Raw genomic sequence first — 11347 nt, forward strand, 5'->3', positions numbered from 1 at the left:
ACTCGACTGTCCCGATCCGAGACTCACGGCCAGCAAAGTGAACCATATTTCACCTGGCGAACAGCCACAGGCCGCTCCTGTCCCGCTCCCCCCGTCTCCGATTCGACCCCGTCTCCGAGGACGCAGATGAACTCCTCCCTCACGTCCCCCGCACCCCGTCCCCCGCACACGTTCCGCACCGTGGTCCCGGTCATCGCCCTGTGCTGGCTGGCCGTGTTCTTCGACGGCATGGACGTCACCATTTACGGCGCCGTCATGCCGCACATGCTCGACGACTCCGGTCTCGGCCTGACCCCGGCCGACGCGGGCACCATCGGCAGCTGGACCACGTTCGGCATGCTGATCGGCGCCCTCACCGCCGGAAACCTCACCGACTGGCTCGGCCGCCGGCTGTTGCTCGTCGCCAGCGTGTCGCTCTTCTCCGTCGGCTCGGCGATCTGCGCCCTGGCCCCGGGCGTGGGCCTGTTCGGGGCCGGCCGGTTCGTCGCCGGCCTCGGCCTCGGCGGGCTGATGCCGCTGTGCCTGGCCCTGGTCATGGAGTTCGCACCGCCACGCCGGGCCGCCCTGACCACCGGGCTGCTGATGACCTCGTACCACGTGGGCGGCATGGCCGCCACCGGCCTGGGCCTGACCCTGGCCCCGACGGCGGGCTGGCGCTGGGTGTTCGGGGCGGGCGTCCTGCCCGCCGTGGTCGCCGTGCCGCTGCTGCTCGCCCTGCTGCCCGAGTCGCCCGGCGTGCTGCTCGCGCGCGGCGACCGGGAGCAGGCAGAGGGCGTCGCCGACCGGTACGGTCTGCCCCGGCCCACCGCCGTCGCCGCGCCGGCCGCCGGGGCCAGGGGCCGCCTGGCCGCCGTACGCGCGCTGTTCCACCCCGAGGCGCGGTGGGCGACCCCGCTGTTGTGGCTGGCCTCGTTCTGCGGACTGCTCCTCGTGTACGGCGTGAGCACCTGGCTGCCGCAGATGATGCGCGCCTCCGGCTACGGGCTGAACTCCTCCGTCAGCTTTCTGCTCGTCATCAACGCGGGCGGCATCGTCGGCCTGCTGATCGCGGGCCGCGCCGCCGACAGGTTCGGAGCGGTCCGGGTGTCGGCGATCTGGTTCGTGCTGACCGCCGCCGGGGCGCTGCTGCTCGAGACTCGCCTCCCGCTGGGCGTCACGTACGCCGTCGTCGCGGTCACCGGTGTGTGGCTGTTCAGCGCGCAGGTCATGGTCTACGCCGCCACCAGCACCGTCTACCGCGACGGCGAGCGTGCGGCGGGTCTGGGCTGGGTCACCGGTGTCGGCCGGACCGGCGCCGTCGTGGGCCCCTGGCTGATCGGCGCGCTGGCCGACAGCGGCAACGAGAGCTGGGGCTTCACCACCTTCGCCCTGGCCGGCCTGGTGGGCGCGCTCGCCATCGCCCTCGTACCGCTTGCCCGGCGGACCGGCCGGAGCGCCGCCCCGGCCTCGGTTCCCCTGGCTGCCGGCGCGTCCGAGGGCTGACGAGCGGCAGGCCGTCCGGCGGATCACCTCCGCTGGGCGGCCGGTCGGATGGGAGCGTTGGCGGCGCCGTATCCGCGGTAGCCGCCGGTGCGCTGCGCGAGTTCGAAGAAGACGTGGCCTACCGTCTCCGTGTGGCAGTGCCGGAACTCGCGGCCGTGCTCGTCCCGGTCGTAGAGGATGCCGAGTGCGCGGTACACGTCTCCGCCTCGTCCTCCCGGAGTTCGTACCGCGCCCGCCGGTCGTCGTAGTAATTGGCCGGAACCCGCAGCAGGTTGGCGCCTGCCGCTTCGGCAGCTGCGCACCGCCGCGACGATGTCGTCCACGGCGAAGGCCACGTGCTGGGCGCGGGTGCCGGGTTCGTCCGTCGGGCTCGGGGCAAGCCCAGCGCGGTGCGGTGGAAGAGGAGAACACCTCGGTGCCGTCGGGCGCAGCGACCGGCTCCGCGCAGACGCGCCGCTCGCTGCGGGGTTGGGGCAGGCTGGGGGCAAGCAGGGCCTCGGCACGGCGGGCGCCGTGCCAGACGTCGACGGCGGCGTTCTTCACCGGCTTGCAGGTGTCGGCGTCGATCACCTTGAGGGTGCACTGGTTGTTCGCCCCGTCCGAATCGTGGAGTGACGCCCCGGCTGCGCACGACACCCTTTAGGCTTGCCGGTGCAGCTGGTTCGCCCCGTCCGCCAGGCGGGATGCGTCGCAAGAGGGAACCCGGTGGGAATCCGGGACTGCCCCGCAGCGGTGAGCAGGAACGACCGCCGTCATACGCACTGGGCCCGACGTACGGGGCCTGGGAAGCGACGGCCAGTAGGTGTCCTCCTCGAAAGAGGACGTGCCCGCGAGTCCGAAGACCTGCCAACTGCCCGCGTGCGAAGCACTCGTGCGCGGACATCCCGGTGACCTCTAGGGCGGGTCGGCGTGCACACCGAACGGACGGCTCCGGCCGTTGCCGTCCGGTCCGTCACCCCTTCGCGCTCTCGTCCCGTCCCCGGGATCTCAGGGATTCATCTCGCGAAGGAGATCTCCGTGACCACCAAGTCCGCAGCCGCGGCAGCACGGGCCACCGTGTACGGCTACCCCCGTCAGGGACAGCACCGGGAACTGAAGAAGGCGATCGAGGGCTACTGGAAGGGCCGCGTCACCGCCGACGCCCTGCGCGTCACCGCCGCCGAGCTGCGCCGCACCCACTGGCGGCAGCTGGCGGACGCCGGCATCGACGAAGTGCCGACCGGCGACTTCTCGTACTACGACCACGTGCTCGACACCACCGTCATGATCGGCGCGATCCCCGCACGCCACCGGAACGCCGTCGCCGCCGACCCACTGGCCGGATACTTCGCGATGGCCCGCGGCACGCAGGACGCGGCGCCGCTGGAGATGACCAAGTGGTTCGACACCAACTACCACTACCTGGTTCCGGAGCTGGGCCCGGACACGGTGTTCACAGCCGACGCCTCGAAGCAGGTCGCAGAACTCAGGGAAGCCCTGGCCCTGGGAGTCACGGCCCGACCCGTCCTCGTGGGCCCGGTCACCTACCTCCTGCTCGCCAAGCCCGCGCCGGGCGTGGCCGCCGACTTCGACCCGCTCACCCTCCTCGACCGGCTGCTTCCGGTGTACGCCGAGGTCCTCGCCGACCTGCACGCGGCAGGCGCGGAGTGGGTCCAGCTGGACGAACCCGCCCTCGTCCAGGACCGCACCCCGGCCGAGGTGAACGCCGCGGCCCGCGCCTACCGCGATCTCGGCGCCGGCACCGACCGGCCCAGGCTGCTGGTCGCCTCCTACTTCGGCCGGCTCGGCCAGGCCCTGCCGGTGTTGGCCAAGGCGCCGGTGGACGGACTCGCGCTGGACTTCACCGAGGCGGCCGCCGCCAACCTGGACGCACTCGCGGCCGCCGGCGGGCTGCCCGGCAAGCGCCTGGTCGCCGGTGTCGTCAACGGCCGCAACATCTGGGTCAACGACCTTCAAAAGTCCCTCGCCATGCTCGGCACCCTGCTCGGCCTGGCCGACCGGGTCGACGTCTCGGCCTCCTGCTCCCTGCTGCACGTCCCGCTCGACGCCTCGGCGGAGCGGGACATCGAGCCGCAGATCCGACGCTGGCTCGCGTTCGCCCGGCAGAAGACGAGCGAGATCGTCACCCTGGCCCACGGACTCACCCGCGGCCCGGACTCCATCGCCGCCGAACTGTCCGCCAACCGCGCCGACCTCGCCTCCCGGGCAGCCTCCCCCATCACGCGCGACCCGGCCGTCCGGGCCCGCACCGCCGCCGTCACCGACGCGGACGCCCGCCGCTCCCAGCCGTACCCCGAGCGGTCCGCGGCCCAGCGCGCCCACCTGCGGCTGCCGCTGCTGCCCACGACGACCATCGGCTCCTTCCCGCAGACCGGCGAACTGCGCACCGCGCGCGCCGACTTGAGGGCCGGGCGGATCGACACGGCCGGATACGAGGAGCGTGTCAGGGCGGAGATCCAGGAGGTGATCGCCTTCCAGGAGCAGGCCGGCCTGGACGTCCTGGTGCACGGCGAGGCCGAACGCAACGACATGGTCCAGTACTTCGCCGAACAGCTCACCGGCTACCTCGCCACCCAGCACGGCTGGGTCCAGTCCTACGGCACCCGTCACGTGCGCCCGCCGATCCTCGCCGGCGACATCTCCCGCCCCGAACCGATGACGGTGCGCTGGACGACGTACGCCCAGTCCCGCACCGACCGCCCGGTCAAGGGCATGCTCACCGGCCCGGTCACCATGCTCGCCTGGTCGTTCGTCCGTGACGACCAGCCGCTCGCCGACACCGCGCGCCAGGTGGCCCTCGCCCTGCGCGACGAGGTCGACGACCTGGAGGCGGCGGGCACCTCGGTGATCCAGGTGGACGAACCCGCGCTGCGCGAGACGCTGCCACTGCGAGCCGCCGACCGACCCGCCTACCTGGAGTGGGCCACGACAGCCTTCCGGCTCACCACCAGCGGGGTCCGCCCGGACACCCAGATCCACACCCACATGTGCTACGCCGAGTTCGGCGACATCGTCCAGGCCATCGACGACCTCGACGCGGACGTCATCAGCCTGGAGGCGGCCCGCTCCCACATGCAGGTCGCCCGCGAACTCGCCGCCTACGGCTACCCGCGCGAGGCGGGACCGGGTGTGTACGACATCCACTCACCGCGCGTGCCCGGCGCCGACGAGACGGCCGAACTCCTGCGCCTCGGCCTCAAGGCCATCCCCGCCGAACGCCTGTGGGTCAACCCCGACTGCGGGCTCAAGACGCGCGGCTGGCCCGAGGTGAGGGCCTCCCTGGAGAACCTGGTCGCCGCGGCACGGGCGGTGCGCACGGAGCTGTAGCGGGCGCTCCGTGCACGCCCGCCCCGGCCGTGATGACCGGGGCGGGCGCGCAGCGCTTCCGGCCTGCCCGTACCGTCGTACGCACCCGTCCAGGACACCCCCGCCCCGTGGCGGAGGCAGGAGGAGCAACCGCGTGACCAGCCGCGTCACCTTCATCGCACCCGCGACCACCCCCGCGCTGCGGCGGGCCCGCTTCGACGCCGGCGACTCGATCGAGGACGGCGCGGCGGCCCGGGCCCGGTCGGCGGCCGGGTCCCTGCGCGCCGCCGACCGGGCCCTCACCTCCCCCGGCGTGCGCTGCCGGGAGACGGCCTCCGCACTCGGCCTCACCGCCTCGGCGGTCCCGGAACTCGCGGGCCTGGACGTGGGCCGCTGGCGGGGGCGGACACTGGACGAGGTCGGCGCCGCCGAGCCGGAAGCGGTGGCCCACTGGCTGGCCGATCCGGGGGCCGCCCCGCACGGCGGGGAGTCGGTACGGGAGTTGTGTGCGCGGGTCGCGCGGTGGCTGGACGCGAGTGGTCCGGCGGACGGCAGGACGGTCGCCGTGGTGGAGCCGGAGGTGGTGCGGGCCGTCGTCGTGCACGTGCTGGGCGCGCCCGAGGCCGCGTTCTGGCGCGTCGACGTCCGCCCGCTCACGGCAACGGACGTCACCGGCCGGTCCGGGCGCTGGAACCTGCGCATCGGACAGGACCTCGACCGGTCGGGCGCCATCGACTGACATCGGTCGGCACGACGACGGCTCAGGGGGTCTCGCCCCGGTGGCGCCGCTCGGTCCGGGGCGGAAACTGCCCGTCCGGACGCGGCGGTCGGGGGCTTCGGGTGCGGCAGCGGACGGGTGCGGCGTCCCTCGGCTCAGTGGCAGGGGAAGCCGAGCGGGTGGCGGGCGCCGTGCACCCGCTCGTGCACGTCCGTTCCGTGGAACAGGGAAATGGCTCCCTGCCGCTCCGGAGTCGGGTCAGGCGAGCCCGAGTTCGCGGTCGCCGAGCGGGGTGAAGCAGCGTTCGACGTCGGCGCCGGTGACCTCGGCCAGGGTGGCCGGGGACCAGCGTGGGGTGCGGTCCTTGTCGATGATCTGGGCGCGGACGCCCTCCACGAAGTCGGGGACGGCCAAGAAGGCACACGAGACGCGATACTCCTGCTCCAGGACCCGCTCCAGCGAACCGAGCCGACGGGCGCGGCGCAGGGCGGCCAGGGTGACCTTGAGCGCGGTGGGTGATCGGGTGACCAGGATCTCCGCCGTTTCCTTGGCGGCCGGGTCGCCGTGGCCGAGGAGGCGGTCGAGGATCTCCTCGACCGTGTCGGCGGCGTAGCAGGCGTCGATCCACTCCCGGCGGTCGGCCGGCTCCCCTGGGGGCGCCGGTTGCACGTACCGGGCGAGTGCCTCGCTCACGGGCAGGCCGGCGAGGTCGTCGGCGAAGTGCCGGAGCGAGGCGGACGGCATGTAGTGGTCGGCGAGGCCGCAGAGCAGGGCGTCTGCGGCACCGATCTGCGCACCCGTCAGGGCGAGATGGGTGCCCAGTTCGCCCGGGGCGATGCCGAGCAGATAGGTGCCGCCGACGTCCGGGACGAAGCCGATACCGGTCTCCGGCATGGCTATCCTCGACCGCTCCGTGACGACCCGGACGCTGCCGTGTGCGGAGATGCCGACACCGCCGCCCATGACGATGCCGTCCATGAGGGCGACGTACGGCTTGGGGTAGCGGGCGATGCGGGCGTTGAGGCGGTACTCGTCCCGCCAGAATGCGGCCGAAGCGGTGCCGTCACCGTCGCGGGCGTCGTCGTGAACGGCACGGATGTCACCGCCCGCACACAGGCCGCGCTCCCCCGCCCCGGAGACGACCACGGTCTCCACGGCCGGGTCCCTTTCCCAGACGGTGAGCGCCTCGTCGATGCGCCGCACCATCACATGGTTGAGAGCGTTGAGAGCCTTCGGCCGGTTGAGGGTGATGTAGGCAGCCCGTCCAGCGGTGTGCAGCAGGACGGGTTCCTCCGTGCCGGTCATCCGAACGCCTCCGTCAGCCTGCGCGCCGCGCTGACACGCATGATCTCGATTGTAGGTTGCAACTATATAGTTGGACGTCCTAGTAAATCACTGTGGGGACCGGGGGCCGGCGGAAGAGGAGGAGCAGGCACGCAGCAACGAGCTCCACCCTGCTGCCGGGAGGGGTGATGGCCGACACGGGGGCGCGTCGTCCAGGTGCCAGTACAGGTCGCGCACGCCCGGTTCCAGGGACAGGCGGGCGATGAGCTGTTCCAGGGCGCGGGCGGGGTCACCGTTGAGGGAGACGGCAGCCCGCAGGCTGGTGGTGCCCCTGTCGTCGCGCCGCACCCTGAGGGGCTGTTCCGAGGAGGCACAACACCAGCCGGCCGGAGGCGGCGAGCACGCCGACCGCGGCCGAACACCACAGCGTGGCCGCGGCGTTGAGGCCCCGCACGCCCCCGCCCTCGCGCAGGATGACGCCGCCGCCGAGAGCGCACTCATGGTCACCGACACCTGGATCAACCCTGCAAGGCCGCCCTCCTTTGGCATCGTTGTCAATCCGACTGGTCTAAACCCTTGACTGGTACATACCAAAGTCGGTTAAGTGTGGCTCCACACCCCCCCCACCGCGGCCGCCCCGGATGCCGTAGCCAACCCCATCCGGTGCAGGCCTGCTCCGCAAAGGAGTTGACTCCGTGTCAAAGCGCCGCCTCTCCGCACTCTTGGCCGCGACCGTGATCGGAACGGCTGCACCCGTGCTGCTGCCGGCCGCAGGTGCTTCCGCCGCGGCCTGCTCGAGCTACCCGACTTGGACGGCCGGCAAGTCCTACGTCACCGGCGACATCGTGCGCTACACCGACGGCAAGGCCTACATCGCAGAGCACGACAACCCGGGCTACGACCCCACCATCAGCACGTGGTACTGGGAGCCCTACGGCTGCGACAGCGGCTCCACCAACCCCTCGGGCAGCTTCGTCGTGAGCGAAGCGCAGTTCAACCAGATGTTCCCGAACCGGAATCCCTTCTACACGTACAGCGGGCTGTCGGCGGCGCTCAGCGCCTACCCCGGCTTCGCGAACACCGGCAGCGACACCGTGAAGAAGCAGGAGGCCGCGGCCTTCCTCGCCAACGTCAGCCACGAGACCGGCGGGCTAGTCTACGTGGTGGAACAGAACACCGCCAACTACCCGCACTACTGCGACTGGAGCCAGCCCTACGGCTGCCCGGCCGGCCAGGCCGCCTACTACGGACGCGGTCCCATCCAGCTCAGCTGGAACTTCAACTACAAGGCGGCGGGCGACGCGCTCGGCATCGATCTGCTCAACAATCCCAACCTCGTCCAGACCGACGCCTCCGTCGCCTGGAAGACAGGGCTCTGGTACTGGAACACGCAGACCGGACCCGGCACGATGACGCCCCACAACGCGATGGTCAACAGCGCCGGCTTCGGCCAGACCATCCGCAGCATCAACGGCTCCCTGGAGTGCGACGGCAAGAACCCCGCACAGGTGCAGAGCCGTGTGGACGCCTACCAGCGGTTCGTGCAGATCCTGGGTACGCCCGCCGGCGGCAACCTCTACTGCTGATCGGCACCCGCTGACCCGGAGTGCGGACTTCCGTCCTGGCCAGGACGGCCGCGATCGCCTCCGTGACCCGGGTCGCAGCCTCGGAGCGGCCGACAAGGTCGAGCAACATGGCCGCCGGCCAGATCGCCCCGAGCGGGCTGGCGATGCCGCGTCCGGCGATGTCGGGGGCCGAGCCGTGGACCGGCTCGCACATGGAGGGATGTTCCCGCTCCGGGGTTCAGGTCGGCCGCGGGTGCGATCCCGATGCTGCCGACGACCGCCGCCGCGAGATCGCTGAGGATGTCGCCGCGGAGGTTTGAGACGACCACGACGTCGAAGCGCGCGCTCGGCAACGAGTTCGTCCCGGAAGGGCATGCTGTGCCCGGCCACCTCCTCTGGGAATCCACGCCCAGGGCGGCCGCCGATCTCTCCGTACTCGCCCTCGACGTTCTCGCGGACGGCCACGACGTCGACTTCGCCGGGGCGGGCGTCCCGCAGCGGGCTGGGTACGCCATCGAAGACGCGGATGGGGCGCAGGTTGACGTACTGCTGGAAGCCGCGGCGTATGGGATGAGCAGGCTCCACAGCGAGACGTGGTCGGGCGCGCCAGGGTGGCCGACAGCGCCGAGCAGGACAGCATCGTGGTGTCGCAGCTGTTGCAGCCCGCCCTCGGGCATCGTCGAGCGACTCCTGCGAGGAGAACACCCCCGCGGTCGACCTCGTCCGTGGGATCAACAAGCCCTGGGTGAACCACCTCTACTGCGCCCCGCAATCCTTCCACTTCTCGCGCCCTCACCAAGCCGGGTGCGTGGCACGTCTACGGCTCACTCAAGACCGACGTGGAACCACTGCTGGCCGACCTGGACCACGCGGACACCTCTCCTGCTCTCCGAACACGGCGCTAGAAGCGGCCGTCGGCCCCCGGCAGCTCCCGGCGGGCGCCCCTCGCCTTGGGCTCATGCCACGTGGCGCTCCGTTCGCGGGCGACGTCGCGCAGCAAGCCCAGGAAGACCTCCACCAGCGGGGTCAGGGTCGTATCGGTCTGGGTCAGTGCGTGGATCTCGCGGTGGAGGCGGGGGCGGGTCAGCTCGCGGTGGGTGGTGCCCGGGGTGCCGGTGAGTGCGAGGCGCGAGACCAGGGCCACGCCGCTGCCCGCGCCGACGAAGGCCTGGGCGACGTCGTAGGACTCCGTCTCGAAGCGGCCCCTGGGCGTGAAACCTGCTTCGCCGGCGGCCCGGTCGAGCTGTTCGCGCGCCGGGTGGCCCGCCACGATCGCGACCCAGGACTCGTCGCGCAACTGCTCCAGGCGCATCGGGGTGTCGGGCGACCCGGCGGCCAGTGGATGGTCGTCGGGGAGGACGACCACCATGGGGTCGCGCAGCAGCCGGTGCCTGGAGACCTGCGGGGGCAGCGTGGGCGAACCGCTCCAGGAGGCGACGACCTCCGGCGGTCAACCGGGGGCTGGGAGTGGTCGCCGGCGTCGTCCTGCTCGCACTGGGAGTGGCGGTGGCGGCGGGTGTGTGACGCGGCCGGTGCCCTGACGGAGCCTCAGGATCCGTCAGTGCGAGCGGCGAGTGCCGCGGCGCGCTGGTCGAGCCTCTTCAGCGCGACCTCGCCCCACCGGAGGTTCTCCTGCTCCAGCGCGAGGCCCCGCAGCAGGGTGAGGTAGGGGCCGATGCGTTCGGCCGTGCTGAAGTACTCGTCCTCGGTGCGGCCGGCCAGCAGACGTTCCCGCGCACGCTCGAACCGGACCGCCTTGGCAGCGGCCAGTTCCATGCGCTGGGCGATCGACCTCCGTACCGCCTCGAGATCGCCGACGTCGACACACTGGACCTTGACCAGCAGTTCGTCCCTGATCGCGGTCGGCTTGGCGGGTGGTTCGGCGGTGTATGCGCGTACGGCTTCGTACCCGGCCTCGGTGAGCGAGTAGAGCCGCTTGTTGGGCCTGCGCTCCTGCTGGACGAAGCGGGCGGCCACGAGGCCCTCGCTCTCCATCCGCTCCAACTCCCGGTAGATCTGCTGCGGTGTGGCCATCCAGAAGTTGGCGACCGAGGCCCCGAACCCCTTCGCCAGGTCGTACCCGGACGCCTCACCCTCCAGGAGCGCGGCCATCACCGCATTGCGCAGAGCCATGGCCGTCAATTTAGCACCGGATGGGAATATTCAACGGGTTGATTATTCCCGATCGGAACCAGATCGGCGGGCCGGCTCGTCAGGTGGCCGAGTCCAGCCGTTGCGTCGCCTTGGGGCCGCTGTCACGGTACATGGCAGGTCCGGGAGCCCTCCCGGACCGGGGCCACGCCGATATGGAGGCGCTATGGCGACCAACGCGGACACTCGGATCACAGTCGTCTCGCACGATGTTCTGCCGCCGGGGAGTTCGATCGCAGTGTCGGCCCGGCTCTCGGTCATCATCGACGCTCCCGAAGCCGTCATCGACCTGTCCGGCGAACTCGAGCGGCTCGTCGCCGGATCGGAAGTCGTCGAGGGCACCCTGCACGTGTACTGCGGTCACACCACCTGCGGCCTGCTCATCAACGAGAACGACAGCGGCCTGGACACCGACATGAAGGCCGTGCTGCGACGCATCGCCCCGCACAGCAGCGATCACTACTACGCCCATGACAAGCACCGCACCCCCGCCGAGCGGGCTCTCCACGGCGAACGCGACAACGGCCACTCCCACGCCCGCGCCATAGTCGCCACCCATCCCGAGCTGAGCATCCCGATCACCGCGGGCGAGTTGTACCTGGGCCGGTGGCAGGCGGTCATGTTGGCCGAGTACGACGGACCCCGTACACGAGAACTGCTGGTTCGGGTCCACAGCGCCTACTGATCATTTCGGCTTGCACCCGATGACGCCTTTCCGGGAACCCGGTGGCCTGGCGAACGTGGTTGCGGGGGGGGGGGGGGGGGGGGGGGGGGGGGGGGGGGGGGGGGGGGGGGGGGGGGGGGGGGGGGGGGGGGGGGGGGGGGGGGGGGGGGGGGGGGG

General features: G+C 71.8%; 10 protein-coding genes, 1 pseudogene and 1 riboswitch. Of the genes and pseudogenes, 5 read left to right on the forward strand and 6 right to left on the reverse strand.

The features are described 5' to 3' along the window. Nucleotides 1-126: 126 nt before the first annotated feature. Nucleotides 127-1482 carry an MFS transporter gene (locus ACZ5DS_RS35130; protein WP_468246698.1) on the forward strand — a complete coding sequence of 452 codons (1356 nt, stop codon included), beginning with the start codon at nt 127-129 and terminating at the stop codon, nt 1480-1482. Nucleotides 1483-1505: 23 nt separating this feature from the next. On the opposite strand, the gene ACZ5DS_RS35135 is transcribed toward ACZ5DS_RS35130, so the two are convergent. Next, nucleotides 1506-1679 carry a hypothetical protein gene (locus ACZ5DS_RS35135; protein WP_468246700.1) on the reverse strand — a complete coding sequence of 58 codons (174 nt, stop codon included), beginning with the start codon at nt 1677-1679 and terminating at the stop codon, nt 1506-1508. A 444-nt stretch (nt 1680-2123) separates the two neighbouring features. Further along, nucleotides 2124-2347, forward strand: a riboswitch (cobalamin riboswitch). A gap of 152 nt (nt 2348-2499) precedes the next feature. Between ACZ5DS_RS35135 and metE the strand changes: the two genes are divergently transcribed. Together metE and ACZ5DS_RS35145 are read left to right on the forward strand one after the other, a co-directional pair. After that, nucleotides 2500-4809 carry a 5-methyltetrahydropteroyltriglutamate--homocysteine S-methyltransferase gene (gene metE / locus ACZ5DS_RS35140; RefSeq protein WP_468246701.1) on the forward strand — a complete coding sequence of 770 codons (2310 nt, stop codon included), beginning with the start codon at nt 2500-2502 and terminating at the stop codon, nt 4807-4809. A gap of 133 nt (nt 4810-4942) precedes the next feature. Beyond that, the gene (locus ACZ5DS_RS35145) at nt 4943-5527 is read left to right on the forward strand and encodes a histidine phosphatase family protein (protein ID WP_468246703.1); all 585 of its coding nucleotides are present in this window, start codon (nt 4943-4945) and stop codon (nt 5525-5527) included. A 237-nt stretch (nt 5528-5764) separates the two neighbouring features. On the opposite strand, the gene ACZ5DS_RS35150 is transcribed toward ACZ5DS_RS35145, so the two are convergent. After that, complete coding sequence (locus ACZ5DS_RS35150; RefSeq protein ID WP_468246704.1) at nt 5765-6811, reverse strand: enoyl-CoA hydratase/isomerase family protein; 1047 nt, start codon at nt 6809-6811, stop codon at nt 5765-5767. A 268-nt stretch (nt 6812-7079) separates the two neighbouring features. Then, nucleotides 7080-7244 carry a hypothetical protein gene (locus ACZ5DS_RS35155; protein WP_468246705.1) on the reverse strand — a complete coding sequence of 55 codons (165 nt, stop codon included), beginning with the start codon at nt 7242-7244 and terminating at the stop codon, nt 7080-7082. 241 nt (nt 7245-7485) lie between these two features. On the opposite strand from ACZ5DS_RS35155, the gene ACZ5DS_RS35160 reads away from it, so the two are divergent. Beyond that, entirely contained in the window at nt 7486-8376 is an 891-nt protein-coding gene (locus ACZ5DS_RS35160) for a glycoside hydrolase family 19 protein (RefSeq protein WP_468246708.1), read from the forward strand. A gap of 19 nt (nt 8377-8395) precedes the next feature. Here the strand turns inward: ACZ5DS_RS35160 and ACZ5DS_RS35165 are convergent. The 3 genes and pseudogenes from ACZ5DS_RS35165 to ACZ5DS_RS35175 all read right to left on the reverse strand — a co-directional run. Next, nucleotides 8396-9047 (reverse strand): annotated as a pseudogene (locus ACZ5DS_RS35165) (isocitrate/isopropylmalate family dehydrogenase); the annotation flags it as partial. A gap of 209 nt (nt 9048-9256) precedes the next feature. After that, nucleotides 9257-9766, reverse strand: a complete 510-nt coding sequence (locus ACZ5DS_RS35170; protein WP_468246732.1) for a LysR substrate-binding domain-containing protein — start codon at nt 9764-9766, stop codon at nt 9257-9259. Between the two features lie 137 nt (nt 9767-9903). After that, nucleotides 9904-10488 (reverse strand): PadR family transcriptional regulator, encoded by a 585-nt coding sequence (locus tag ACZ5DS_RS35175; protein WP_468246709.1) that lies wholly within the window; start codon nt 10486-10488, stop codon nt 9904-9906. Nucleotides 10489-10672: 184 nt separating this feature from the next. Between ACZ5DS_RS35175 and ACZ5DS_RS35180 the strand changes: the two genes are divergently transcribed. Then, nucleotides 10673-11191, forward strand: a complete 519-nt coding sequence (locus ACZ5DS_RS35180; protein ID WP_468246712.1) for a secondary thiamine-phosphate synthase enzyme YjbQ — start codon at nt 10673-10675, stop codon at nt 11189-11191. Nucleotides 11192-11347: the final 156 nt, after the last annotated feature.

This window comes from Streptomyces sp. NPDC031100 (assembly GCF_055570785.1).

What these genes read in the sequence shown, in the direction of transcription:
- ACZ5DS_RS35130 (WP_468246698.1), top strand. Translation starts at nt 127, where the DNA reads ATGAACTCCTCCCTCACGTCCCCCGCACCCCGTCCCCCGCACACGTTC.
- ACZ5DS_RS35150 (WP_468246704.1), bottom strand. Translation starts at nt 6,811, where the DNA reads ATGACCGGCACGGAGGAACCCGTCCTGCTGCACACCGCTGGACGGGCT.
- ACZ5DS_RS35175 (WP_468246709.1), bottom strand. Translation starts at nt 10,488, where the DNA reads ATGGCTCTGCGCAATGCGGTGATGGCCGCGCTCCTGGAGGGTGAGGCG.
- ACZ5DS_RS35180 (WP_468246712.1), top strand. Translation starts at nt 10,673, where the DNA reads ATGGCGACCAACGCGGACACTCGGATCACAGTCGTCTCGCACGATGTT.